Below are 25,346 nucleotides of genomic sequence, written 5' to 3'. Positions count from 1 at the left end.
TGCATCTCCTGACCAAGGGCAGGAACGATTACACTTGACGGCAAAAAGCCGCCATCATGGCGACTCCCCAAACGGATCCTTGATTTCTTCCCACTGCCCGGTGAATACATCCAGTTTAATGATGAATTGCCGATCGTTGTGCTTCACCCGCCCGAACAAATATCCATCACCGATGAATCCTTCGATCCATTCCCGGTTAACCGGCTGCAAATCGGCAGCTTCCAGCAAAGGCCCGGCCAACTTATACAGCTCAGCCTGATACCGTGTGCCATTCGTGATTTTCGCAAGATCTGGCGCATCCTTGTTGACAAGGCTTTTCAGCGGGCTTCCGGAAGTGCTGTCATGCACCGTGCCCGTCATCGGATTGACCTTCATCACCATGGCCTCGGCATCCTGGTCTTTTTTGACGAATGTCACGGTATACTGATCATCCGTCTGTTTGACCTCCCACTCATCGTTCGGCAGCCAGTGCTGCAGCAAGACGTTGATATCTTCCTCGTTTAGCGGCGTCTCCATAAAGTAAGCGCTATGGAGTTCTACATTCGCGATATGAAGATCATGGCCGTAATCGACCACAACCTGCAGCGGAAATTCCGAAATGGAGGCCTGGCCATCGAGTTTTGCCCGCAATCGCCCATCCACCACCTCATAATATACGATGGAGCCAAAACCGACCCTTTTTCCCCAAGCTCCCTCTTCATAGTCATACACCTTGCTCAAATGCTGGCCGTTCAACTCTGCATGGACAAACGTTTTCCCGGACTCATGCTTCACGGAAGAAATAACCCTCTTATTTAACGCTTGGATGGGGTCCTCCACCGCCAGTTCCTCCAGCGTGTTTGAATTCAGAATATGAATTTCATAGATGGAGATCCCGGTTCCCCTGCCGGCATTCATATTTACGACAATCTCCCGTTCTCCGTCCCCATTCACGTCAACTTCCTCAATCGTCGGCGGGCGATTCGCGTCCATATCGGCGTTCCAGACAAACGTTTTCTGGACATCTCCCCGCAAATCCACCGTAATTTCACGCTGCATCTTGCTCCCTTTCTTGGCCGGCGTCGTGATAACGATCCCGTTATTCTCGCCTAAAACGACCGAATCAACGGCAGCATCGTTAGGCTTTCTCGTCTCGGGCTGGGTCACCTCACGTTCTGTTTCTACCTGCACCGAAGTCGGTTTCGCATTGGACAACGAACAACCGTTTAATACCAGAGCTAGAGCAGCCGCTCCGCACAACGCCTTTTTCCATCGTTTATTCTTCGACTCGTCCACGATCATGATCAACTCCATACTAAGAAATCGACTTGCATTATATTCCATTCCTTTCTATATAATGAACGTCTGCAATCATGAAGTGGTTGTCTCTAAAGTCGGGAACATGTCGAAAAAGTCATCGGATCGGGATTTGGCATTCGCCCGGGACGATGCAGAATCAAAAAAACGACAGATATCAGGCAGCTTTCTAAACAACCCCCTTCAACGTTTCAGCGTTTTTTCAAACCATGAAATCATGCTGCCGCTCCAATGCACGCAAGACATCAGCGGCGATAGGCAACAGGCAGCATGACCAGACCGAGCACGGCACATACGATGAACATTTGGGCATAATTGGCGGCATCCGCCACCATTCCCATCACCATGCCGCCAAGCGAAATGCCCAAATCGGCCGTGGCGATGAATAAGCCAAGCAGCACATTCCGATCTTCTGCAGGGAGCACGAACGATAAATGCGTGGTGAGTGCAGGGTAAAGAATCGCTTGCGCGATGCCCATCGGCACTGCCCCCAAATATAAGAAGGCAGCACCGCCGCCGGCAGCGTAACTAATGCTCAATGCCGAAAGGGAGATTAGCGTCATCATGCCCATGATCAAGGGGGCACTCCACCGTGCCCCGGAAGGCAGCTTTTTCCCCCAGAACAACCGGGCGGCAACGACGACCGCAGCCTGTATGCCGAGGTACCCACCCGCATTGGCCCCGTCCACCTCTTGCGCGTATAACGGCATAAAAGCCGTGACCGCCCCGAACACGACGGATGCCGACAACATCAGCATGCCGCAAGTTCGCAGTGCAGGCTGCTTCACCAGCTGAGCGAACATGCCCCACATGCTCCGTTGTTCCGTTTCTCTGCCAAACGCTTTGCTATTCTTGTCAGGGTGCTCCTGTTGGTCCGAGCGAATCGTATATCCGAATATCGCCGTCGCCACGGCAATCACGATCAGAAGCACCGAAAAAGACGGCATGCCTCCGCTTTGCCACAAGGCAATAGCCAGAAAGGGAACCATGATGCCGGGAATGTAACTGAACAGGGAATACATCGAGATGCCTTGCGCGCGATCGTTGTCAGGCAAGGCTTCGATGATGCCGATTTGCAGGGCCATGGAAAAAAAGGCCGTGCACACGCCCTGTAACGAACGGGCAGCTATATAGCCGCCAATGCCCGTAAATGTATACAAAATCAAAGCTGCTCCGTTGAGCAGCAGAATCATACGAAGTATTTTGACGGCCCCGTGCCTCTGAATGATGCGGCCTGCCCACGGGCGAAAAAACATCGTGGTCAGCATGTACGCGCCCATGATCAGGCCAACCGTCGCGCTGCTTGCGTCCCATGCGGCGCCTTGGAGCGGAATGATGACGTTCAGCACCGCATTGGCACTGAAATAGAGCAGCGTGAGCAGATACAGGCGCATGAAAGGCCAAGCTAAAGCTCCATTCACCCATGTTCCTCCTTCAAAATGGTTGACTGTGATTGCGCCGTTGCGACTATGCGCAAAACTCGAAGGAAATCCCCTGCGGCCCCGCTCATAATACGATCGAGGATGCCAACAGCCGCCGGGCGTAATCGGACCGAACCTGTCCCAGCTTCGACACGTCTACCGTTTCTTCAATCCGTCCCGACTTGAGTATCACAAGCCGCTCGCACAGATAGGCCGCCGCCTGAATGTCATGTGTGATGAAAACATAACCCATGCCATACGTTTCCTTCAGTTGTTTCAACAGCTCGAGCACCTGTGCCTGAACGGATACGTCCAGCGAACTGATCGCTTCATCCATGACAACGAATTGCGGCCGGGTCAATACCGCCCGGGCGATACAGACGCGCTGGGCCTCGCCGCCGGACAGTTCATGCGCATATTTTTTGCGGTATGCCGGACTTAACCCCACCTGTTCAAGCCAGAAGTCCAGACGTTCCGGCAGCTCCTGGCGATATGCGCTTGACCGTGGAAGGGCGGCGACCGGTTCGCATAACGCTTGTTCCACCGTATAAAACGGATGGATCGACGACGTGTAGTCCTGAAAAACGGCGCTGACCCTGCCCGCACGCACGGACCTGCGGGAGACGGGGAGTCCCTCCAGCAGCACCTTGCCCGAATCGGGGCGTTCGATGCCCAAGAGCAGGCGTCCGATCGTGGATTTGCCGCTGCCGCTCTCCCCGATTATTCCCAAGCACTCGCCTGGTGCAACGGATAGATGGATGTCCCTTAAGATGTGCTGACGCTTTCTGAATAACATTCCCCCAGCACTATAATACTTTTCGACGCCGTTCATGCTCAGCATATCCGCCCTCCTCCAACATCGTTTTGAACGGTTCCGTGAGCTGGCGCCGGGTATGAATCAGATGCTGCGTATAAGGATGGCGCGGATGAGACAACACATTCCCGGCATCCCCTTCCTCCACGATTCTTCCTTGTCTCATCACTAAAATCCGGTCAGCCATCGTGCGCACCACACCCAGATCATGCGAGATCAGCAGCATTGCGCAGCCGATGCGCGCCTTCAATTGTCGGAGCTGCACCAGCACCTCGTATTGGGAAAGGGCATCCAGCGCGGTTGTCGGTTCGTCCGCGATGATCAACTCCGGTTCAAGCAGCAGGGATAGCGCAATCATCAGACGCTGCAGCATGCCTCCCGAAAGCTCATGAGGGTATTTATTCAGAACGTCCTTGGCAGGCCGCAGTTGGACCTGCGCCAGGGCGATTTCCGCCCGTTCATCGACTTGCCTGCGCGTCCAGCCCATGTGCCGCCCCAGCGTTTCCCTGAAATGAACGCGAACTTTGCAGGACGGATCGAAGGCATTCATGCCATTCTGCATGACCAGGCTGATGCGTTTCCCCCTTCGCTCTCTCATGTCCCTCTCCGGCAGGTCAGACAAGCATTCGCCTTGAAAACGGATCTCGCCGGATTGCCGAATGGACGGATCATGGAGCCTCAGGATCGAGCGGCAGGTCATCGACTTGCCGCTGCCGCTCTCGCCCACGATGGCCAGGCATTCTCCGGCGGCCAGCCGGAAAGAACTGTAGTGCACGATGACGTGTCCGCTCTTCGCGTCCCATACGCGCAAACGATCAACTTCCAGCATATTCATACGTTCCACGCTCCTTTTTTACTTCTTTCCTTTGCCGGGAGGAAGCCAATTTGGGATCCAAGGCCGCCTGTAATCCATCTGCCGCAAAATTGAACGCACAGACGACGAGAATGATCGCAAGTCCCGGAGCAACCATCAATTCGGGCTTCGAAAACATAACATCCCTTGCTTCACCCAGCATCATCCCCCATTCCGCCGTCGGCGCCTGTACGCCGAGCCCGAGAAACGACAGGCCCGACACTTGCAAAATCATGGAGCACATCGAACTGCTGGCGACCACGGCGATGTCGGCCAGCGCCATCGGCAGCATATGTTTGCGTAGAATGCGGAAATGCCCGATCCCCGCAGCCTTGGCGAACTTTACGTATCCCGCTTCCGAATGCTGCATGACGGATGTCCGAATTACCCGTGCGAACCAAGCCCATTTTGAAATGACAAAGGCGAGCAAAATGTTTTCCAGGCCAGGCCCGAGCAGCCCCACCACCGCCAGCGTCGTGACATAACCCGGAAAGGAAAGCATGACATCGCATGCCCGCATCACGATGCTGTCGATCCTTCCCTTGAAATAACCGGCGGCCAGACCCGCGAACGTTCCGATGCCAAGCGATATGCCCAGCGTGGCCAGCACCCCGAGCAAACTCGGCCGAATCCCATAGATAAGCCGCGACAGCACGCATCGGCCCAGATGATCGTTGCCGAGCGGATATGCCCAGGAAGGCGGCGCGTAACGCAGGCTCATGTCGACGGCATCCGGCGCATGCGGCGATACCCACGGAGCGAGCAGTCCCGCCAGCATGACCAGGCCCAACCATGACAAACAGATGCAGGCAAGCTTGTCTTGGCTCAAACGGCGAACGATGTTCATGTTTATGATGCCTCCTTCCGCCACCGCGGATTGAGAGCGGCATGGATCAGATCGGACAGTGCGTTAAACGCGACAAAAGTGACTGCCAACACGAGCACGTAGGCCTGAATCACGGGCAAGTCCCTGCCCAATATGGCTTTGACGGCCAGTCTGCCCGCTCCCGGCCAGGCAAACACGTTTTCGATGACCACGGTACCGCCAAGGATGATGGGAACGGACATGCAGAAGATCGATACGGCCACCTGCAGCGAATTGCGAAGAACATGTTTCAGAATCGTGCTTTCGGACAATCCGCAAGCACGGCCATACCGAACGTAACCTTCATGCAGGTTGGCAAGCATGGCGCTGCGGACGTTGCGAAAATACAAGCCGACGTACCCCGAGGCAATGACAAACACGGGCAGTATGTAGCTAAGATACGAATCCATGCCGCTCGTCGGCAGCAAATCCAGCTTCACGGAGAAATACCAGATGCATAGCGAAGCAAGCCAGTACGAAGGCATTGCCGTCAGCAGAAACGTCACTCCCCTCACGGAAAGGTCCAGCGTTCGTCCTTCATTCAGCGCGCAAACGACACCAAAGAACACCGACAGCAGGATGATGAGCAGGCACGATATTAACGTCAGTTTGACCGTATTCCACATTGCTGGTCCCAGCATGGACCAGACCGGCTGCCCGGACACATAGGATTCTCCGAAGTTTAGCCACAAGCCGTCACCCAGCCACTGCGCGTACCTGACCAACAACGGCTGATCCATCCCCAAACGTTCGCGCGTTTGTTCCAGCAGCGGTTCCGTAATCTCCGGAACTTCTTGCGCCCGCAGCACCATTTCCGCCGGATCCATCGGCGAAAGATTCACAAGCAGAAACGCAAGCAAAGAGATGACAAACAACAGCGGCACGGTGAGCGCCATTCGTTTAATCATATAACTCCCCATCGTCTGCGGCCTATCGTACGAACATCTGCTCAAAAGGCAGCTCGTATTGGGACTGTTTGAAAGCAATGCCTTGAAGCTCGCTTGGGGCAACGATGCTTACGCGGCCATAGGTCAGCGGAATGAATACGGCCTCGTCGTGCACGATGCCGAGAATGTCGGCGTATAGCGATTTCCGCTTCCCTTCCTCCGTGGACACCATCACATCGTCGATTTTCCGATATAGCTGTTGCGCTTCCGCGATGCCGCTGGTGGCATGTCGGTACGCAGACGCCGACGTGAATGCCGCGATCGTGCTCTGCGGATCATACGCGAGACCCCAAGTCTGGTTGAACAACAAATCATAATCGCCGCTTGCCCTGCGGCTTGCAATGGACGATGACTCCTCGCCCACAAGTTTCAGTTCCATACCCACGCTTTTAAGACTATGCTGGATGAACTCGGACATCGCTTTCTGGGCCGGCGCATTGCTGTCATAATACAAATTCATCGTCAGCGGCGCACCTTGCTTCGTGCGGATCGTGCCGTTCGCATCGGCTTTCCATCCCGCTTGGTCCAGCAATTCCGCCGCTTTCGCTTGATCAAAGCTTCTTGCCTTCAACTCCACGTCCGCATCGTTGACGTTGGGGGAGAACAGCGTATTGGCAGGCAGCTCGGTCCCTTCGGTCAGCCCCGAACTGATCGCTTCGCGGTCGATGGACAGCCAGATGGCTTGACGCACGGCCGTTTCCGCGGCAGGGCTGCCGGATTTTCCCGTGTTGGCCACGATCATGCGCGTGTTCATCGGCTCGCTGCGAATAATCTGGTACGTTCCAGACTGGATCAGCTGATCCATCGCCTGCACGTCCAAACTATCCGCTCCCCGATCGTCGGTAAAAACAAAATTGACTTCGCCCTTTTGAAGGGCAAGGAACGTGGTCTCTCCCGCCGGAAGCACCTTTGCCGTAATTTTTGGGATTTGCGGCGCGTTGCCCCAATAGTTTTCGTTGGCTTCGAACACGGCATATTCATCCGGTTTATGCTCTGTGATCCGGTAAGGGCCTGTTCCATGAAATCCGTTTACGCCATCTTTCGTCTCGCCGTCCTTGAAATCGTTGGGCGACAAAAACACGTATGGACGCGTCATGGACAATTCGGCCAATGCCGGGTAATACGGTTCGCTCAATTTAATCTTGAGCGTGTGTTCGTCCACCGCTTCGATGGTTTGAATTTTGGTGGATAATTTGATCCAGCTGTGCTTCTCGGCGTTGGCCTGCACCGCATCCATATTTTGCTTTGCGGCGTCCGCGGTGAACGGCGTGCCGTCATGGAATTGAACCCCTTTTCTCAAATGGAACGTATAGGTCAAGCCGTCTTCCGTGATGTCCCAGGACTCCGCCAGCAGCGGCTTGATGCCCTCGGAGGTGTTCTCCACGAGAGATTCATACACCATGCCCTGCGCCGACATCGACCCGGTGTACAGGTGAGGGTTCATGTCCTGGATATCCTTGGCAGTCGCGTAGACCAATTCGAATGGCCGTGCGGCATCCTCCGGCGAACTTGCCGTTTGGTTGAACGTCTCTCCTTGTCCTGAAGTTGTACCGCACCCTGCAAGAAATAGCGATGCGATGAGCAGCAATGCTGCTAATTTGGGGATATGCCTGATTGATAACACCTTGATTCCTCCTGATTCGATTTCATGATAGGTCATGGCTGCCGTGACCGGCAGCTATATGGATTGCGCGGAACCATCGTTCTTCCTGATCATCGGATCGCTGTAGATCATGTCGACGTGATCATCGAAGCTGCACGCAGCAAAGGCTCGGGATAACGGAAAAGGGGCATGAATGGCCGCAGCGCGTTCCAAGGCAGATTCGTACCTTGCGATCAAACGGTCCATCACCGGACTGGCTGCGCCGAGGCGTCGGGCCATGCCGCGAATGATTTTGATGCGATAGTAATCCTCCTTCGGCATTCGGGGAATATCCAGCTTCCCTTCCTTGTTTACGTAAGTCTGGCGAATCGGCACGGCCGAGAAATCAAAGTATTTCCCCTCGGGATCGGGATCGGAAAACGGATCGATCAGCAATGAGGCATAACGGACGTACAGTAGATATTGCTGATGGATCGGCTCCAGCTCCGTAAAACGTTCGATATCTTCCCGCGCCAAGCTCTCCGGACGGACAGGATAGCTGTCCTCGTTCATGCACGCGAGCAGATTCAATTTTGGAAGCGATAAACGCTCCGTGATGTCCATGATTTCTTTCCAATAGTCCAGCATTTCTTCAATCAACCGCATGGTGATCGGTCCTTCCGGAAAAAGCTTGTAGACGTATCGCCTTGGAGCGGATGCGTGAAATACGGCTTCCAAAGCGACATCGTTCATAAACAGCGGCGGATGAACGTACAGCGAAATGTTGCGCGTCTCGGCCGCAAGCGGCGTTCCTGCATTCTGCAATTGAATGCCGAGCCGCGAAAACAGCCCGGTCAAGCGTGCCACGTTAGGCGATGCCGGGGCAGTTGAGCCGATGTATACCTTTTTCTTAATACCTGCCGTCAGAACCTGGAAAGAAGGGGTGCCTTCCTTCCATCGCGTATCCCCGAAGTATGTGGAAAAACTGATGATCTCCACTTGATCATGGCCCCTGTTACGCATATAATGACTGACCAAACTGCCCGAACCGAATGTGGGCGACACCAGAATGACGCACCGAAGCTGGCGCAGAACAGAAGAATCCATCTGCTCAAGTACTTCGCAGTAGGCATCTGTCGTAACGGCTAGAACGAGCACATCCCACGGTTCATCAATGTCCGCATAGCGCGGATACACCCGGTCAAGCCTGCACTCTCCTTGCATTCGGCGATGCGATTCGTTCTGTGTTTCCGCTCGGACGGTCCCACGACTCTCCGCCAACGCCGCGAACAGGATCGACGAGCCTGCAGACTCCCTGCCTGCCAGTGCAACGGCGCAGCTGCCTTGCTGGTTCATGGTTACAGCCAGCTGAATGGCGGCAGGACCCGTTCCAGCGATCAACACACGTTCAAATGGATTCATTCGAAACCTCATCCATCCTTTCTTGGTCTATTTTTTCTTCCTTAACGTTACGGAACCTTTCGATACAAGGCGACATCGAACACATCGCGGGGTTGCAAAATGCAGCCTTCGAGCCTCCACGCCCGTTCATCCACTTCCTGCATCGGATAATTAAACAGGGACTTCAGCCCGTCTCCATAGCGCATTGCAACCACGATTTCTGAAGAAGTCAGCGGGTGGAGCCGATGGAGCATTTCGTATTTCTCGGGCACGGTGGAACTGAAAATAATATGCGTAATCCGGTCCATACCGGCCAGGTCATCCAAGGGCGATGACGAGAAGGAGACGTTCAGCTCCGGTCCAAGGGTATGGATGACATTTTGGCCAAGCGCAAGCGCATCTTCATCGATATCGATGCCGACGACCTCGGCTCCGGTTCGTCTCGCAATCATCAACGGGGTCATAGGAAATGCGCCCGAACCGACCATGAGCACTCTAGATTCGGACGTCAGGCGAAAACTGCCGAACTCCTTTTCGATGCAAGCTTCGATGTTTTGGAAGTAGTCGTCGATCCGCATCTCCCCACGCTCCAGCTTCCAAGCCCGATACTTTTCCATCATGCTCACGCAGCGTGCGGAAATTTGCCTGAGCTCTGCCCCCAGTCTTCTTGACGTGGCCGGCTTCTCATACAGCAGCCTGGTCCACAAAGCTTCATTTCTTTCATTGGTTATAAAGCCCGAATATTCATTGATGATGTGCTCCAACCGTACTCCATGCCCTGCGCTTCCATCAAATTCGCGGGCCAAATCGGTGAATGATTCCATGAAGGAATGCAGCTCGCGCTGAAAATCGATCATCGTTGCCATGCGATACCGACCTCCTCCTTTTCTGCTGTTTCGCCGACATGAACATATGCTTTCCCTTGTGCAACGATACCTACGCTGCCTTCGATGCGGACGGATGTGACCTCACCGTCCGTGTACGAAGCCTCCGCTTCAATGATGCCGCCAGGCTGCTTGACTTGCACGCTGACATGACTCCGAAGCTTCCATGCCAGGTACGCTCCTATGGAAGCCGTCCCGGAGCCGCATCCCCGTTCCCAGACCAGGCTGTCGAGCGTTCTGACATAGATCAACGGGGCCATTTGCCTAATGTCGGCTTGATACAGCATGATCCCGACAAGCGATTGACCCGTCGTTTTGCCCAGCAAACGAGCCAACTCTTCCGCTTGGGACCGGATTGCCTCATTGAAAGATTGGATCTCCATAATGATATGGATGGCATCGCTATAGTTGAGCTTGACCATGTGCCATATCCTGCCGCCATACGAAACGTGGAAGGCTTCAAAGCCGACAGGGACAGGCATTTCAACCCGGCAGCGGTAATTCTCGCCTTCCCTTCTGACCCGGCAAGCCACCAAGCGATCGGTTCCCGAAACTTCCAGCATCAGTTCACCTTCATTCGGCCGGTCATCGTTGTTACCGGACCACAGCCATGCCGCCAAGGCCATACAGGCATTTCCGCAAAACTCGCCACCGGCCATTCGAAGAGCCGCGCTAGCCGAAATGATGCGAGGTTTCTCGATGAATCCGACCTGTTCGGCATGAAGATGGCCATATGCCATAAGTTCTTTGGCCGTTTGCAGTCGTCCAAGATCGTCTTCATAACTCGTTGTTACAAGAATCGTCATATTTTGCGTTGGATTAAATTTGACAAAATCGACTATTTTGTTCACCATATGACCTCGATTCTCCCTGCGCTTAATCGTAATTATTACTATTAACTGGTTGTAATATAGCATAGCGGCGGCAGCCCGTCAACATAAATTTCCATATATTCTTCTTATCCCCTCAAGGCAGCATGTTGTTCCGAATCGAATTTTTCTGATCCAATGAATGAATACCGAGAAGAGTGAACTCGGGAGCATGAATCGCCGTAATAGTTTCTTGGCCCTGTATTTTAATCAAATTTCAATAAAACGTAGAAAAATATTCCTAGGTCTGATAGACTATACAAATAAATATTTCCAGGAGGACTACATTACAAAATGAAAATTGCTACAGGAATTTTATTAGCTGCCACTTTATTGACGCTTACAGCTTGTTCTTCTACTCCAAGTACAGCAACGACAAGCACGCCGTCGGCCACGACTACGGATGCTTCAACAACAAGTGAAAATCAGACAGAGAACTCGAATGCGAGCGACACCGAAGAAACGAAACCAGAAGAAGTCGTTGAACAGAAACAAGAAGAAACGGTTACCCCACTCAAGAAAGGAGAAAAAGTAACCATTGAAAAATTTGCCGACATAACGGTGAGCGGAAGCAAAATTGCAAAAAAAATAGAGCCTTCCAACCCAGGAACTTTCTATACATATTACGAATCGAAAGAGGCAGACTCCACATACTTTGCCTTGACCATCAAAGCGAAAAACCTGAACACTGAAGGAATCGGTGCAGATGAAATTGCAGAGGTCAATTTGAAATTCGACAATCAATATGATTACAGAACGTTTAGTACCATTGAAAAGGGTGGCGGTGAAGACTTTACTTACACGAACATTACTACGATTGATCCGCTCAAATCAGGCACCCTTCTTTATCTTGTAGAAATTCCTAACGAAGTCGCCAAAAGCGACAAGCCGTTGAAGGCTGAAATCAAGATCCAGGATCAACTTTTCGAATACACCGTGAGATAGTGAGCTACTGGAATCTAAAAAAAAAGAATACCTAATGCACAAAAGAGCAGCGAGGTTTTCCTCCTGCTCTTTGTTTTGCAGTACGAATGAATGAACAATCGTAATAACCACCACCCTTAACTCATCTATTCGTGGAAATGGTAGTTGATACTTCTCTTATAGTTCGTATATAATAAAACAAAGAATTTGTTCTATAAATATAGAACCAATGAAAGAGAGGGCAACCATCCGCATGAACGACAACGTCGAGTTTGACTTTGCACCGATTTATGAATGTGTCAGCAGCATGACCGCTTTTATGAACAAACAAAATCATGGGGTTCTCGATCTAGGAAAACAATGGGTGCGTGATGTGCAAGACCGATTTGCACCGACAAAACTGCAGCAAATGCGGGAAATCATGAAGGCCACCGACGATTTCAGTCTTGCGCCTTATATCTGGAGCTGCCCGGGAGATCGATCGGTAGATGGCTTTTTGAATTGGTTGGAGGATTTGTCCACAGGGCAACTGTACGATATCGCTGCAAAGCTACAGTTAACCGTCCCTTCCAATCTGCCGGAGCTGCGCAGTCGGACGGCTGAAGCCGTACGGGAATGGGACCGGCAATATTTTTCGCAGATTGACCCTGCCATTTTGGAAGGACTTGCGCGGGAAGCAGAAACGAGACGTTCCACATTGAACGGAAGCAATGGCCTTGAGGTTTACGAACAGGTTACCGCGGGCATGAGATTGTATCCTAGCGATGCACTGAAACAAGTGGTCCTGATTCCTCAATATCATGCCCGTCCCTTTGTTATTTCGGCGTTCTATGATGAAGTGATTTTCAGCAGCTATTCTTGCGATATTATGCCACCCGAACCGGGACGGCCGACAGATGCCCTTTTACGTCTGACGCGTGCATTGTCCGACGAAACCAGATTGTATATCCTGCGCCTGCTGGCTGGACAACAGCTGACCTTTACCGAGATCGTTCGTGACGTTAAATTGTCCAAAAGCACGATACACTACCATCTTATCGCTCTGCGGGCAGCAGGACTGGTCATCGTTCATTACGACCAAAAAAATACCGCGTACAGTCTGCGCCTTGAAGCACTGCATGATCTCCCGCAGCAAATCGGTTCATACATTCAAGGCAAATAGGAGAACATCCCGCCCCTTTCTGTGCAATACAACCAACTGGAGGAACCCGCATGCTCAAGCGAAGTTATTACGGCCTTCTGGCCACCATTACTCTTAGTTCGTTCGGTGATGCATTCGGCCTCTTGGCCATGGAATGGCTTGTGTACGAATTGACGGCATCCAAACTGGCTATGGGTGCCTTGGCACTCTGTTACGGCATTCCCGAACTGGTTTTTCGGCTGATCGGCTCCCCCCTATCCGATCGTTTGCACCGTGGCCGATTCATGGCCGGACTGGCTGCTGTACGATTGTTTGCCCTGCTTTTTCCTCTCGGCTTGGGCCTCGCAGGACAATTGCAATTATGGCAGTTATTTCTTGCTGCCGTATTAAGCGGTGCTTGTTCCGCATTGTTTATGCCTACAGCCATGGCAGTCGTCCCTGGAGTGGCGCAAGAACGCAAACTTGTACGGGCATTCGCCGTGATCGATGGCTGCCGTAATGCGGCAGCATTGTTGGGGCCTTCTTTGGCAGGGGCTGCCACCGCTGCCGCTGGGGCATTGCCGACGCTGGGCATCAATGCCATTTGTTACATGATGGCCATTGGCTTCTTGTTATGTCTGCCTGCCATGCAGAAACCAAACACAATAACAGATAAATCCTTCTCGCTGCGGTCGTATATCAAAGACATTGGAGAAGGCTTCACGTTTTATCTGCACTTTCCTGCCATGTTATCCATCATGGGGATGGTAGCCGTCAGCAACATGTCTTCCATTGCCATTTCGACCATGATGGTTCCTTTTGTCCGGGAGGTGCTGCACCGTGACGCCGCCACCCTTGGAACGCTGAGTACAGCTTCAGCCATCGGTACATTGGCAGGGCTGACCATCATCTCTTGGATGGGCGATGTTCAAAAAAGGAGGACCGTTATGCTTGGCAGTTTGGCTGCGATCGGTTTGTTCCATGTTTTGCTTGGGCTGTTCCCGACGTATCCTTCTGCGCTTGTTCTTCTATTTGCAACGGGTGTGGCCATCCCTTTCTTCGGATCGCTTAGCTCATCGCTGCACGGTACGCTCGTCCCCCGGCAGCTGCAAGGGCGCGTCAATTCCATCCGTTTTTTGATTGGCGGAGGATTGCAGCCTATTGGTGCACTGGCAGGCGCAGCAATAGCCGAGCGTTATGGTTTGCCTTTTTTGTTCATCGCCTTTGGACTTCTTCCTTTGGTATGCGCAACTTTAGCGATATGGCTGCCGAGTCTGAAAAAACTGGATGGAGACTTAACTAACCTACGGATTGTCACAGACGACAAGGTGCATATAACAAGGAGTTAATACAAATCAAATCTTCTTGTTCTGTCTTATATCGCAAAGTCATCCCCTTCCCTTTCATAAAAAGGATCAACAACAAAAACGCCGTTCGCATGCAGGAACGACGTTTTTGGTGCTTCGGTCTTTCCCCTAATCCCAGACCACTTCCGTGCCTGCGATAAAATCGTGAATGGCACGTTTATCCTCGCGTAAACCTACCATAAAGGCACTCACAATGATTCCGATTCCAAACGTAATGGCATAAACGATCCCGGCGACGAGGACGCGCAGCAGCATCGTGCCGATGGTCGGCGGCTCATGCGAGTCGTATTTCCGAATTCGAATTCCGCATATGCGCTTTCCAATCGTCCGGCCCTGCCAAAATACCGGCAGAAGCATCGAATACAGCCCGCTAAGAAGGTTCGCCACCGGGTTGTTGCTGTCATAATCTCCCGTAAGGATGCCTGCAATGACGGCCAAAGGCAGCGTGATGATGATGCTATCCAGAATGCTTGCAGCGAGTCTGACCCAAAAACCTGCTTTATACAATGGGATTCCTCCAAACTTGAAGTACTAAGGCGTACCTGAAAACTCATCTTATAGGCAAGTTTCAGGTACGCCCTAATCATAGTATAAATTTGTATTCCGAGGAATGTATATCAATAACACCCATTTTGCAAAATCAAACATCGACGGCTCCAAAACGATTGTTTTCTGCACAGCACTTCAGCTTCATCCGCAGCATCTAAAGGTAACGCGCAATCGTACGCACCAACTTGGCCGGGAATTCCTTCAGATCCGTAATGTCCAAAAATCGTTCTTGGCCATAAATGTCGCCGATGAGCTCTTTATCATGCCCAATGGCGGCAGCCAGAAACGTAATGCCTTTTCGTTCATACTCTTCGATGGTTTGCCGCATGTCTCCCATCGCATAGCTGCCCGTGTAGTTCTCCATCGCTTTCGGTTGACCGTCGCTAATGCTGATGAGCAGCTTGGTTTGCTGCGTGGAAGCCACCAGTCGTTCGGAAATGATCCGCAACGCAAGGCCGTCCCGATTGTTGCTTCTGGCCGCGATGGTCATCAACCGAAAGCGGTCGTTATCATCTGTTCTGTCACCATCCGCGTACGCAAAAACGGACATTTGCTCCAGCCTGGATACATCCGCCGTATCCCCGTAGATCAGCACAGGCACATCGCACATGCGGCAAAATTCATACACTGCGAGGACTGCGCGCTTAGCGGCTTCCAGCCTTCCGAACGCAGACATGGAGGCCGATTCATCGACCCTGAGTCCAACGACCAGGGATGGAGATTCGGAAGGCGGACGTTTTTGGGCAAAATATCGATAATCCCCATAGGCCACGTGGTCCGCTTGAAACCTGCTGCCATAATAGCGATTCTTTGAAAAGTCAGGTGACTCTTCATGCTGGAGCAGCGGAAGCGCCTTCCTGGCGATTTCCCTAATGATCGGGAACAGCTCTTTGCTCATGCGAAGATACGCTTCCTGATCCTGGACACTGTAGTCGGGACGATGGACGATAAGCCGGATCCCTCGGTGGACCGAATCGGCAGCGATCTGCCGTGCATCCCGGTTCAGTCTTGTGCGAATATCCCGCTCTTGCTGTTGGGACTCCTCCAGTACTTGCCTATGATCGACCTGATGATACTGCGGTTCTGCTTCGCCCTCGGTTTCCGATCGCTCGGTGTAAGCCGCGTCATCCGGGACTTCAGTGCTTCTCCCTTCGTGGTCTGCCGACGTTTTGAACGAAGCGCCTTGCTCCCCGGAGAGTTCTTCAAGTTCATTGCTTTGCTGAAAAATATCTCCCTCCAACTGAATATCCGCCGCTTCGCTCAAATTCCGTTTTTTTTTTCGAAAACGTCATCCAGTTCCGCGAGCAGCCCGCGTTTTTCGAGCGCTTCCTCCAATAGCCTGATTTCTTCGGCATCTGTCGTCATTTTGTATATCACTTTATAGTACATTGATTCGCGGGCAGAAGCCCCTCGGGCTACGGCATCGGTCCAGTAAAAGAATGAGCGCATGCCGGCAACGCCTTTGATGGCATTGGCCCGAGCCGTCTGATCCAGCAAAATAATGATTTCCGCGAGCACGCTCAATACCGCTTCATCGTGGAATCCAACTTTCGCCCTCGCCCGTTCCACCATGACCTCTTTAGTCGGCAAATCCATTTTCTCCGAATGCTGCACCCTGTCTCGCAATGCTTCGTTCAGCGGTCTGGCGCCCGCATAGCTGCGGTTCGCGGTAATCACCGCGACAAAATCCGGATGTCTGCGGATGATCTCTGTCGGGAGATTGATGCTGCCGTCCAGCTCCAGCGCCGAATTTAATGCCATCAGCACCGCGGCATCGCGAATGACGTTAGGCTCCTGAATTTCCAGAAGATAACCGTTTCGATAAGCTCTGACGATCTCGGAGGGATAGAAGCGGTATTCGACCGTTTCACGTTTGGCGTGATCTTTAACCTGCTGTAACAACCGTTTCATTCGGGCAGAAGCCTGCTCCTGCGTCACTCCCCATGCCTCTGTCAGCACTTCGGCGATACTTCGGAACCCATCGCTCTCGTACAAAGCCTGAAGCGCTTTTTGATCCGAGGAATCGAGCTGTTCCATCTGCTCCGGCCCGATGACGGGAAGAATGGCGCCAATGATATCCGACTTATCCATATCGGCAAAACAGGTGACCTTCGTATACGGCAGCCCCAAGTTGGCCGACAGCGCCTTCGCCAATTGTGTTTTGCCCGATCCGGCATCGCCTTCCAGCAAAATATTGGCGATCTTCATCTCTCCGCGATGCCAATTGCGTTTGATTTCTTCGGTGATCCGCAGTTCCTCCTGACTCGTTTTATGGGAATCCGGTTTATGCCATACCAGCTTTTGCTCCGCTTCCGTCCATATCCTCTCCGGCGACAGCACGTAAGCTCCTTGATTGTTCATGTAAACTCACCTTCCTTTTTAAACCTGTTGAATCTTGGCCTGTTTCTCCTTCTTGCGGGGAAGGATCGGAACAAGCAATAGTGCCCCGACGATAATCAAACCTCCGCTCACCGCATAGACGGCCAGCAGCGAAAACGAATCCTTCATATATCCGGATACAAGCATGCCGACGACCATCATGCCCATAAACACAGGCGTAATGGTCCCGGATACCCGCCCGATGTAAGCCGCTTCGCTGTTTCCTACGATTAATGTTTGGATACCGCCTTGAATGCATGGGTAGACCAAACCGCTAACGACAAGCAGCAGAACCGTGAGCCAGATCAAAGTGGAGGCTCCGATGCCGATCGTGCAAACGGAAGAGACGAGCAGACCTGCCATAAGCATCGTTTGCGGACTCATCTTCCTGGCCTGGGAAATGATAACGGCACCGCCGATCAGCATCGCCGCCCCGTTCGCCATAACGAACCATTGCAAATAGGACACGTCCAGCCTTAATTGCTCGATCACGAGAAAAATTTGTAGCGGCTGCGTTAATCCCGAGGCCAATCCGACGGCGGCAAACGTCAAACTAAGCGTCCTTAACGATCGGTTGGCACCAATGTACTTCAGTCCGGCAGCCAATTCCGCCATGAATTTGCCCGTTTGACCGGAATGGTTTTCTTCTTCGTCGCGAGGCAGTGAGGACAGGATCAGCGCAGATCCCAGAAATAGAACTGCCGTCAAAACAAGGGACACTTCAATGCCGAACCGGATGAAAATAAACGTCCCGATCACCGGACCAAGCACCATGAATGTGGCCACCAGCGTTTGCGACATGGCCATCACGCCCTGAATTTGTTCTGCCGGAACATGGCGTTTGTACAGTTTCATCGCAGAAGGCTGCGAAAACTGGGACAGGCTGGCGGAAACGAATGATCCGATGAGAAGCGCGATCCATCCCCCGTTCATCACGGTCAACAATACGGCCACCACCGACAGTGCAGACCATAGATCGCTCCACACCATCGTTCGTTTCGGCTTCCAGCGGTCGGCAAACGTGCCTCCAATCAGTCCGAACAGAAAGATCGGGGCAAATTCCGCGACCGAAATCAGGGAAACGTATACGGGATTGTTGTTCGTCCATTGCGTCACGAACAGCAAAACCGCGTAGTTCCGAATCCATATGCCCAATTGCAGCAGCACTCGGGAAAGGATGACGGTCCGAACGTATCGATTGGAAAACATGTCAATACCCCATTTCCTTCAAAATGGCCGACAACGTACGCAGCCGTTCGCCGATCATTTCGCCGTTGTCATTCAAAATCCGGCTGAACGCCTGAATATCCTCGCGAATGCTGTCATTTTCGGTGCAGACCGCCACCGTCATGGCACTGCCTTGCAGACCAATTTTTTGGATCACCGGTTGTGCGGGATCGTACAAATGCTCGTAGCGGTAGGCTTCCTGAAAGTACTCCAACGATTGGCAAATCAGGATCGACAGGTCAAGCACCCGATGCATCAGCATCGGCTCGGATGACTCTGCAGCATCTCCACCAAGCTGGCTCCATAATATCGCGGAAATTTCTTCCCTGCCCGTGCCGGCTTCCCGACTGACGCCCAATGTGAGACGTTTGCTTGCTTTATTGCCTGCCCTTACACCATCCACCTGCTCATAACGATCCGAAGCAATGACGGGTTGGTGATGGAGCTGCGTGGGTGATTTCATAGTTCTCCCCTTCTTTCAGATTTACTAATTTACTAACTTAGTAATTTACTAAATTACTGCATCAGTTTATCCTGCTTTACCATGCAAGTCAACCTCATTTCTCGTTTTTCCAGAGCAGCCCAAAACGAAAAGAAGCCGAAATCCCCTTTATCTAAAAGGAATTTCGGCTTCTTTTTTTATCATGAAATGGTACTCCGTGAACACGCAAAAATGGGCTTAGTACCCCATGTCGCGAAGAATTTTGGACAAGGTGCGCAGGCGTTCCCCGATCATCTCGTCGTTGTCGCTCAGTGCTTGGCTAAACAGCTTGATATCGTCGTTGATTTTCTCGTTATCCGTGCAGACGGCTACATTCAAGGCGTCGCCTTGCAGCCCGACGCGATCAATAACCGGGTTGTTCTCGTCATACAGGTGTTCATACTGGTAAGCTTCCCGGAAATGCTCCAATGAACGGCAGATCAAAATGGACAAATCCAGCACACGATGAAGCGGCAGCTCCTCGGATTGCCGCGACCATTTCTCTCCCGTGTATCTCCATACTTTGGCGGAAATATCCACCTTCCCGCGATCATTCCATTGGGCCAGTCCAAGGGAAAGGCCTTTGGCATCGCTGTCTGGACCAAGCCGGCCATCTACGCGCTCATAGTTTTCGGCTACAACGACCGGTTTATGTTTCAAAGTAGTTGGAATTTTCATGCTTCTCCCCACTTCTCCTTTACTAATCCACTAATTTACTAAATCAAATTATTCTATCTTGAATTATTGGACAAGTCAATTCAGCCACAAAGCTTGCTCCCTGAATACAGGGGCTATTCGTAAGCCCCCATGTTCACGCCGAACCCGCTGACTCTTGGATTGCCATCCAGATCGAAGGTCCCCAGCATGTCCCCAAGCGCTTTTCCCGTATCCATCGCCGGGGACGCAGCCCGCAGACGGAAATCGCCCTTGCCTGCATGCATGAATTGGGGATCCATGAACCGGGAGTGTGCATCGTTCCCGCTTCCAGCTTGGTACGCCGCGAATCCGTTGTACCCTTTGGTCATCCATGTCCACTCTGCGTCCTCCGGGCCTCCCTTGGCAAAATACAAATTATGATCCACCACATTCCCGGCATTTTCGGTGTAATCGTTAGAAATCAGCACACCGGAGGCGCTTGCCACGAAAATATTATTTTGGATGACATTGTTCCGGGTATCATACTGGACGAAAAGCTGTCCACTTCCCTCTTCCAACGTATCGTTGTTGTACAACGTGTTGTTCACGATCTTCGCATGGGACGTCGAGCCCCGCTCGTCGTCATATCCGCCGATGGCGATCCCGGCAAGACGGTTGTTATAAACCAGATTGCTGCGAACCGTAATATGGTCTGTCGTTCGTCCAGCATGTTCTGAGGCAATCTCGATCCCGATATCGTTATCATAGCTGTAATTTCGTTCGATCACGCTTTCTTTGCCTCCATCGACGTAGATGCCTCCCGCAGAAAAACTGCCGTTGGGCAGCTCCTTTCCGTAGGAAGGATTGTTGTTCGCTGAAATGTTGTACACATAATTCTCCTTCACCACGCCGTTCCGTACCTGGTCATACTCAGCATCTGGTGCTATGCCTTCAAAACCGATCAGGTCGATGCCGATATTGTCGTTATCGTGGATTCGGTTGCCTGATACGACAAAATGGTCCACGTTGCCGTTCAACACCAGCGATTCGCTGGAACCAAGCACGAGATGATGCAGTTCGTTGTCCGCAACGGTAATATCATGAATTGATTCCGGTGCTTTTGTGCCGTAAACGGCGATTCCATGCGCATCCCGCCCATGCAGATCGTCACCCGCAGGACTGGCCGTGTTATGAATGTCGTGAATGTCGTTGTTCACTAACTGGATGAAACTGCCGGAACCATGTACGTATATCCCCATCGGCACCACATCCCTCGATGCCGTCGAATAATTTCGAATTTCGAATCCCTGGATGGACACATACTCTACATCGCTCAGTTCGACAAGACCTTCGCTGCCTGTGACCGAAAGCCCTGATCCGTCAATGATCGCCTTGTCCGATCCGTCGCTCACAAAAGCAATGGGTCCTTTCGATGCCGAACCGGAGCGCGTCATTTTCAGTTTTTCGTTATACACTCCTCCCCGTACATGCACCGTACCGCCTGCGGGAACCGTATCCGCTGCGTGCTGCAGCGTTTTCCACGGCTTGCTGCTCGTTCCCGGGTTGGCATCGCTGCCTTCTTTGGAAACATAATACGTCGAATCGGCCGAGGCTGCCGGTGCAGCAGGTTTATTTCCCGATTCCGTTCCCATGTCCGCAGCCATGCCCAATAAGAGCAATAAACATTGGATCCATTCCATTCGTTTCCTCAACTCCTTGCCTGCAACATATAGTTATATGTAATCCCTCCATTATACCGATTTTTACGAGAAAACTCGAAAAAACCGCCCGCCGGAAGGCTACGAATCGCTATCTTGGGGTTTGTAAATGCACGGTTCGTCTTGACTGGCTGAGGCGTACGCATGTGCGCCGTTGCTACCCCATCAACGTTGGAGCGATGAAAAAAATAAACGGCCTCCGTCCGAATGATTTCAGGACCAAGGCCGTTCAACTGCTTTTTATCTTTTGCATGGTCTGCCAGAGATGGAACACATTAAATCGTGGATAACCCGTGTTTCCGAATGAACAGCCGTCAGCGGATCCCCATCTTAAGAGCTCTGTTCGCCGTTTCAGTAGCAACAAACATGATGCCGAAGAGCGCGAGCAGAATGACGGGTACCCAGGACATCCCGAATCGGCCGGCCACCATGCCCGTCATTAACGGAATAAGCGTGGAACCCGTGTATGCGCTGGCCATCTGCAGTCCAATCACGCTGGATGAAGCCTTTTCTCCAAACCGCTCCGGCGTAGCATGGACGATGCTTGGATAGATCGGCGCACCGCCCATGCCGACAATGAACAAAGCGCCTGCCGCACCCCAATGCGGGACAGGCAAAACAAGGACAAGGAGGCCGAAGCAACCGATAAGCCCGCCATATCGTATCAGGTTTTTGCTCGAAACGCTCGTCGAAAGAAATCCCGAAAAGACACGACCGATAATGATCCCGATATAGAAAAGGGACGTATAGGCAGCAGCCTTAGCGGGATCAAGCCCTTTGCCCGCGATCAAAAAGGAGGCGATCCACAATCCGGCAGCGGTCTCTGACCCGTTGTAACAAAGCATGGCCAGCATGGACGATTTCACGCCGCGAATGCGCACGGCTTCCCTGTTGCTGACCAGCTTTTGCGCACTACCCTCTTCGATGTTGCCTTTTTCGTAAATCCGCCATAACGGCAACGATGCCAGCAGTGCGATGACGATGACCAGCAGAAGCATTCCGACTGTGAAATATCCTACACGCCAGTTGTTTCCATGGGTCAGCCAATAGGACATGACAAACGGACCCGTCATGGCCCCGATCCCCCAAAAACAATGCAGCCAGCTCATATGCTTTGCTTTGAAATGCAATGCGACGTAATTGCTCAATGCCGCATCTACGCACCCAGCGCCAAGTCCCAACGGAATGGCCAAGAGGATCAAAAACACAAATTCGCTGGATGCCGCAAAGCCAAGCAGCGCCATCGTTGTGAACAAAATGCTGATGAGCGTAACTTTTCCCGTGCCCAGCCTGTGCAACAATCTGCTTGCAAACAAACTGGAGATGACGGTACAGAAGGAAACGGTTAATGAGATGTAACCCGCCATTTCCGTCGTGGCGCCGATATCCTGCTTCATGACGGACCATGCGCTGCCAAGCAGCGCATCCGGAAGTCCGAGTCCGATGAATGCAAGGTAAATCAAGATGAGCAATAATGTAGCCATTTCAATTCTTTCCTCCATCTGTATCGTGATCGCTGTTAACAATCCTGTCACCCGGGCGTGATTCTATTGTTATAACTACAAATGTAATGATATTGATATTTTCTGTTGCAATCTCTCTATATTTTGACGTATATTATCACTATTTTGATATGTGTACAAAGATGAACGCTCAAGTATGTATATCCGTCCTCACCCTAGAAACTATACGGATCAATCACACTAGGGCACTGCGAGTGCAGTAAAGCAAAAAGAGAACTTCACGGATGGAAGTCCTCTTTCTTTGCCCGTTCTGTATCGGTTCAAGTTAAATTCCAGATGCTCCGAGCATCAATACCAAAAGGTTGGATATCTGCGCGATTTATCAAGGTTGTTGATCACCAGCGCGACCAGCACGATCAGAATCGAACCCGTCAGCACCGGCATGAACAGGAACGACCAGCCGGTTCCGCCCAGCATGATGGCCAGCGGATTGGCGCCTGCAGGCGGATGGGTCGTTTTGGTGAGCATCATGACAAGAATCGATAAGCCCACACTTGCGGCGATGACCCAGTTGCTGTTGCCGAACAAGTGATACATGATCAGTCCTGTTAACGTGGAAATAAAATGTCCGCCGATAATGTTTCTCGGTTGGGATAATGGCGCATCCCACAAGCCAAAAGCCAATACGCAGCTCGCACCGAACGGAGCCATGAGCCACTCGCTGGAGGTCCAGCTTGTCAGGAAAGACAAGATGCCGATCGTCACAAAACCTCCGATGCCTGCTAGAATTGCGCTTCGCGGATGTACTTTCAGCGTACTCCTCCCCGGTGCTTTCATTTTGGCAAAAAAGCCTGCTTCATCGTTGTAATTCATTCACTGCCCTCCGAGAATCATGTTTACATAATATTTTAGTTATAAGTTTGTCAGTGACTTTTGTCAATATTATTATGACAATTTTGTCATTACAAAAGAAAAACCGCTGCACTTCTTTAAAGAAGTGCAGCGGCCAATTGTTCGTCAAACTGTAAGTATGTGCGTTATTTCAATGATGCCGGAAGTTTCACGCCGAGCAGTCGGCCTTCCGCCTGAATGATGATCATTCCGTTTGTTTTCAAAGTGGATTCATGCAGGTCCGCCCCGGTTTTGACGCGGAACACAGGCTGATTCGTCAGCATGTTGATCGCCAGCAGCGTCCCGTTCCGTTCTGCCCGGTACATGCCCTTGCCGTACACGTTAACGTTAGATATCGGTGCATCCCCGTTCCATTGCACTGCCTGCCCGTTCGCCAACTTGATGCCTGCCAACTCCCCGTCTCCCGATTTGTAAATTAGCCGGTCCTGCGCAACGGTGAGCAGTTCCCAGCCCTCCCCATAGGGGCGTTGGAATGTCCGCAAAGGTTTCTCCCCTTCTTTGAACGCATCCAGCGGATACTCAGCCACCTTGTTGCCCTGCTCCATGTACAATTTGTCCCCGCTGGCCAGCACGGCTCCGTACCCGTACGTGTACGGTGGTTCGCCTTCCATTTTCCAGCGATATTCACGAGTGCCTTTTAAAGCTCCTGTCTTCAGGTTGTACGCATTGATCTTCATCGCGCGATCAGGCGATGATTCGTAATCGGTTAATCTCGAAGAATAATAATCGGCAGTATAGACAAGGCCGTTTTTGATATGCAGCGCTTCCCCCTGCCCGAACTCGTCCCATAATTTTTTGCCCGTTTTTTGGTCGTAAGCGTTCAGCTGAACCGATGTGAGCGCCCCCTGAACCATGAATGTCCGAAGCACGACGCCGTCCGCGATCTCCAAATATTCGGTGCCGTTTCCTTCCGCGAGCGCTTCATCGGCCTTCCAGCGCAGTTTTCCTGTTTGATTGTCGAAGGCAAACGTCGTGCTGCCGTTGATCATATACAGCGTATCCGCAGTCGGGACCAGCTTCTCGGTCCGCAAACGAGCTTCAATCCACGTGGACGAGCCGGATACCCATTTGGCTTTGCCCGTTTTGGCATCCACCGCATACGGTTTATGGTCAGCCGTCAAGCCGTATACGACGCCGTTCCCATAAGCAACAATCGGAGTCAATTCTTTGCCATAGGCCCACAAGCGTTTGCCTGTTTTTGCATCGAGCGCAATGAGTTTTTTGCCGGAGAAAACAAATACCTTTCCGTCCTCCGCAATCGCCTGCTGTCCGTAATAAGCTTCATTTTTCAAATAGTTGTCGACTTTCGCTTCCCAGACAGGTTTCAGTTCAGGTACCTGCAATTGAGGATATCCGTACCAATGGCTTATGGACACATCGGCTTTTTCGGCGTATGCATGGGACGGCCCCATGGCGGCAATCCCGCCGGCCATAAGCACTGCCGCAATGATGCCTGACGCTGTACGCCGAACTATTCTTCTATTGGACCCTTTAAAGTCCCGTTTGGTTTCGGTATTGGGCATGATCAGACCTCCGTATTGAAATCTTATAATGGTAAACCTCTCTCTTCATTAACCAACGTTCCCAACATCTGAAAAGTTGCATGCAAGAGCCAATGCTCATAGCGAAAAACCACGG

Annotated in this window: 23 protein-coding genes; 3 read left to right on the top strand and 20 right to left on the bottom strand. The window is 52.0% G+C overall.

Annotated features, from left to right (window positions below):
* Window positions 1–54: 54 nt before the first annotated feature.
* The 10 genes from MKY59_RS13860 to MKY59_RS13815 form a co-directional block, all read right to left on the bottom strand.
* Window positions 55–1,281: a hypothetical protein gene (locus MKY59_RS13860; protein ID WP_339278054.1), complete on the bottom strand. Its 1,227-nt coding sequence runs from the start codon at window positions 1,279–1,281 to the stop codon at window positions 55–57.
* A 260-nt stretch (window positions 1,282–1,541) separates the two neighbouring features.
* Entirely contained in the window at window positions 1,542–2,717 is a 1,176-nt protein-coding gene (locus tag MKY59_RS13855) for an MFS transporter (RefSeq protein ID WP_339278053.1), read from the bottom strand.
* Between the two features lie 85 nt (window positions 2,718–2,802).
* Window positions 2,803–3,558 (bottom strand): ABC transporter ATP-binding protein, encoded by a 756-nt coding sequence (locus MKY59_RS13850; protein WP_339278052.1) that lies wholly within the window; start codon window positions 3,556–3,558, stop codon window positions 2,803–2,805.
* Window positions 3,524–4,366: an ABC transporter ATP-binding protein gene (locus tag MKY59_RS13845; RefSeq protein ID WP_339278051.1), complete on the bottom strand. Its 843-nt coding sequence runs from the start codon at window positions 4,364–4,366 to the stop codon at window positions 3,524–3,526. Before MKY59_RS13845 ends, MKY59_RS13850 begins: the two co-directional genes overlap by 35 nt.
* A complete protein-coding gene (gene opp1C, locus MKY59_RS13840; RefSeq protein ID WP_236413805.1) occupies window positions 4,347–5,231 on the bottom strand; it encodes a nickel/cobalt ABC transporter permease in 885 nt (294 codons plus the stop codon). Before opp1C ends, MKY59_RS13845 begins: the two co-directional genes overlap by 20 nt.
* 2 nt (window positions 5,232–5,233) lie before the next feature.
* A complete protein-coding gene (gene opp1B / locus MKY59_RS13835; RefSeq protein ID WP_339278388.1) occupies window positions 5,234–6,169 on the bottom strand; it encodes a nickel/cobalt ABC transporter permease in 936 nt (311 codons plus the stop codon).
* Between the two features lie 10 nt (window positions 6,170–6,179).
* On the bottom strand, window positions 6,180–7,820 hold the full coding sequence (nikA, locus tag MKY59_RS13830) for a nickel ABC transporter substrate-binding protein (RefSeq protein ID WP_339278050.1): 1,641 nt from the start codon (window positions 7,818–7,820) through the stop codon (window positions 6,180–6,182).
* Between the two features lie 54 nt (window positions 7,821–7,874).
* Window positions 7,875–9,200: an opine metallophore biosynthesis dehydrogenase gene (locus tag MKY59_RS13825; RefSeq protein WP_339278049.1), complete on the bottom strand. Its 1,326-nt coding sequence runs from the start codon at window positions 9,198–9,200 to the stop codon at window positions 7,875–7,877.
* Window positions 9,201–9,247: 47 nt separating this feature from the next.
* On the bottom strand, window positions 9,248–10,045 hold the full coding sequence (locus tag MKY59_RS13820; RefSeq protein ID WP_339278048.1) for an SAM-dependent methyltransferase: 798 nt from the start codon (window positions 10,043–10,045) through the stop codon (window positions 9,248–9,250).
* Window positions 10,033–10,917, bottom strand: coding sequence for a diaminopimelate epimerase (locus MKY59_RS13815; RefSeq protein WP_339278047.1), 885 nt, complete (start codon window positions 10,915–10,917; stop codon window positions 10,033–10,035). The genes MKY59_RS13820 and MKY59_RS13815 overlap by 13 nt, the downstream gene beginning before the upstream one ends.
* Before the next feature lie 309 nt (window positions 10,918–11,226).
* On the opposite strand from MKY59_RS13815, the gene MKY59_RS13810 reads away from it, so the two are divergent.
* The 3 genes from MKY59_RS13810 (at window position 11,227) to MKY59_RS13800 (ending at window position 14,325) form a co-directional block, all read left to right on the top strand.
* Window positions 11,227–11,877, top strand: coding sequence for a bZIP transcription factor (locus MKY59_RS13810; protein ID WP_236413800.1), 651 nt, complete (start codon window positions 11,227–11,229; stop codon window positions 11,875–11,877).
* Window positions 11,878–12,109: 232 nt separating this feature from the next.
* Complete coding sequence (locus MKY59_RS13805; protein WP_339278046.1) at window positions 12,110–13,018, top strand: winged helix-turn-helix domain-containing protein; 909 nt, start codon at window positions 12,110–12,112, stop codon at window positions 13,016–13,018.
* 50 nt (window positions 13,019–13,068) lie between these two features.
* Window positions 13,069–14,325 carry an MFS transporter gene (locus MKY59_RS13800; protein WP_339278045.1) on the top strand — a complete coding sequence of 419 codons (1,257 nt, stop codon included), beginning with the start codon at window positions 13,069–13,071 and terminating at the stop codon, window positions 14,323–14,325.
* Between the two features lie 126 nt (window positions 14,326–14,451).
* On the opposite strand, the gene MKY59_RS13795 is transcribed toward MKY59_RS13800, so the two are convergent.
* The 10 genes from MKY59_RS13795 to MKY59_RS13750 form a co-directional block, all read right to left on the bottom strand.
* On the bottom strand, window positions 14,452–14,856 hold the full coding sequence (locus tag MKY59_RS13795) for an RDD family protein (protein WP_339278387.1): 405 nt from the start codon (window positions 14,854–14,856) through the stop codon (window positions 14,452–14,454).
* 190 nt (window positions 14,857–15,046) lie between these two features.
* Window positions 15,047–16,156 carry a nitric oxide reductase activation protein NorD gene (locus tag MKY59_RS13790; protein ID WP_339278044.1) on the bottom strand — a complete coding sequence of 370 codons (1,110 nt, stop codon included), beginning with the start codon at window positions 16,154–16,156 and terminating at the stop codon, window positions 15,047–15,049.
* Complete coding sequence (locus MKY59_RS13785) at window positions 16,153–17,253, bottom strand: AAA family ATPase (protein ID WP_236413795.1); 1,101 nt, start codon at window positions 17,251–17,253, stop codon at window positions 16,153–16,155. Before MKY59_RS13785 ends, MKY59_RS13790 begins: the two co-directional genes overlap by 4 nt.
* Window positions 17,254–17,271: 18 nt before the next feature.
* Window positions 17,272–18,480 carry an MFS transporter gene (locus MKY59_RS13780; RefSeq protein WP_339278043.1) on the bottom strand — a complete coding sequence of 403 codons (1,209 nt, stop codon included), beginning with the start codon at window positions 18,478–18,480 and terminating at the stop codon, window positions 17,272–17,274.
* Between the two features lies 1 nt (window position 18,481).
* The gene (locus MKY59_RS13775) at window positions 18,482–18,961 is read right to left on the bottom strand and encodes a DUF6530 family protein (RefSeq protein WP_236413793.1); all 480 of its coding nucleotides are present in this window, start codon (window positions 18,959–18,961) and stop codon (window positions 18,482–18,484) included.
* A gap of 216 nt (window positions 18,962–19,177) precedes the next feature.
* Complete coding sequence (locus tag MKY59_RS13770; protein WP_236413792.1) at window positions 19,178–19,657, bottom strand: DUF6530 family protein; 480 nt, start codon at window positions 19,655–19,657, stop codon at window positions 19,178–19,180.
* Between the two features lie 113 nt (window positions 19,658–19,770).
* On the bottom strand, window positions 19,771–21,267 hold the full coding sequence (locus MKY59_RS13765) for a right-handed parallel beta-helix repeat-containing protein (RefSeq protein WP_339278386.1): 1,497 nt from the start codon (window positions 21,265–21,267) through the stop codon (window positions 19,771–19,773).
* Between the two features lie 380 nt (window positions 21,268–21,647).
* Window positions 21,648–22,817, bottom strand: coding sequence for an MFS transporter (locus MKY59_RS13760; RefSeq protein ID WP_339278042.1), 1,170 nt, complete (start codon window positions 22,815–22,817; stop codon window positions 21,648–21,650).
* A 327-nt stretch (window positions 22,818–23,144) separates the two neighbouring features.
* The gene (locus tag MKY59_RS13755; protein ID WP_339278041.1) at window positions 23,145–23,669 is read right to left on the bottom strand and encodes an HPP family protein; all 525 of its coding nucleotides are present in this window, start codon (window positions 23,667–23,669) and stop codon (window positions 23,145–23,147) included.
* 164 nt (window positions 23,670–23,833) lie between these two features.
* Window positions 23,834–25,231, bottom strand: a complete 1,398-nt coding sequence (locus MKY59_RS13750; protein ID WP_339278040.1) for a PQQ-binding-like beta-propeller repeat protein — start codon at window positions 25,229–25,231, stop codon at window positions 23,834–23,836.
* Window positions 25,232–25,346 lie beyond the last annotated feature (115 nt).

The sequence above is a fragment of the Paenibacillus sp. FSL W8-0426 genome, from assembly GCF_037969725.1.
In the GTDB taxonomy this organism is placed as follows: Bacteria; Bacillota; Bacilli; order Paenibacillales; family Paenibacillaceae; genus Paenibacillus; species Paenibacillus hubeiensis.
Note: the sequence above shows the minus strand (reverse complement) of the source record. Positions and strands in the feature narration are given on the sequence as shown.

Excerpts from the sequence above, each read along its gene's own strand:
- MKY59_RS13755 (WP_339278041.1), bottom strand. The coding sequence starts at position 23,669 with ATGAATTACAACGATGAAGCAGGCTTTTTTGCCAAAATGAAAGCACCG.
- MKY59_RS13860 (WP_339278054.1), bottom strand. The coding sequence starts at position 1,281 with ATGATCGTGGACGAGTCGAAGAATAAACGATGGAAAAAGGCGTTGTGC.
- opp1B (WP_339278388.1), bottom strand. The coding sequence starts at position 6,169 with ATGGGGAGTTATATGATTAAACGAATGGCGCTCACCGTGCCGCTGTTG.
- MKY59_RS13785 (WP_236413795.1), bottom strand. The coding sequence starts at position 17,253 with ATGAACAATCAAGGAGCTTACGTGCTGTCGCCGGAGAGGATATGGACG.
- MKY59_RS13760 (WP_339278042.1), bottom strand. The coding sequence starts at position 22,817 with ATGGCTACATTATTGCTCATCTTGATTTACCTTGCATTCATCGGACTC.
- MKY59_RS13815 (WP_339278047.1), bottom strand. The coding sequence starts at position 10,917 with ATGGTGAACAAAATAGTCGATTTTGTCAAATTTAATCCAACGCAAAAT.
- MKY59_RS13765 (WP_339278386.1), bottom strand. The coding sequence starts at position 21,267 with ATGGGAACGGAATCGGGAAATAAACCTGCTGCACCGGCAGCCTCGGCC.
- MKY59_RS13805 (WP_339278046.1), top strand. The coding sequence starts at position 12,110 with ATGAACGACAACGTCGAGTTTGACTTTGCACCGATTTATGAATGTGTC.
- MKY59_RS13845 (WP_339278051.1), bottom strand. The coding sequence starts at position 4,366 with ATGAATATGCTGGAAGTTGATCGTTTGCGCGTATGGGACGCGAAGAGC.
- MKY59_RS13810 (WP_236413800.1), top strand. The coding sequence starts at position 11,227 with ATGAAAATTGCTACAGGAATTTTATTAGCTGCCACTTTATTGACGCTT.
- MKY59_RS13820 (WP_339278048.1), bottom strand. The coding sequence starts at position 10,045 with ATGGCAACGATGATCGATTTTCAGCGCGAGCTGCATTCCTTCATGGAA.
- opp1C (WP_236413805.1), bottom strand. The coding sequence starts at position 5,231 with ATGAACATCGTTCGCCGTTTGAGCCAAGACAAGCTTGCCTGCATCTGT.
- MKY59_RS13780 (WP_339278043.1), bottom strand. The coding sequence starts at position 18,480 with ATGTTTTCCAATCGATACGTTCGGACCGTCATCCTTTCCCGAGTGCTG.
- MKY59_RS13750 (WP_339278040.1), bottom strand. The coding sequence starts at position 25,231 with ATGCCCAATACCGAAACCAAACGGGACTTTAAAGGGTCCAATAGAAGA.
- MKY59_RS13850 (WP_339278052.1), bottom strand. The coding sequence starts at position 3,558 with ATGCTGAGCATGAACGGCGTCGAAAAGTATTATAGTGCTGGGGGAATG.
- MKY59_RS13770 (WP_236413792.1), bottom strand. The coding sequence starts at position 19,657 with ATGAAAATTCCAACTACTTTGAAACATAAACCGGTCGTTGTAGCCGAA.
- MKY59_RS13775 (WP_236413793.1), bottom strand. The coding sequence starts at position 18,961 with ATGAAATCACCCACGCAGCTCCATCACCAACCCGTCATTGCTTCGGAT.
- MKY59_RS13825 (WP_339278049.1), bottom strand. The coding sequence starts at position 9,200 with ATGAATCCATTTGAACGTGTGTTGATCGCTGGAACGGGTCCTGCCGCC.
- MKY59_RS13800 (WP_339278045.1), top strand. The coding sequence starts at position 13,069 with ATGCTCAAGCGAAGTTATTACGGCCTTCTGGCCACCATTACTCTTAGT.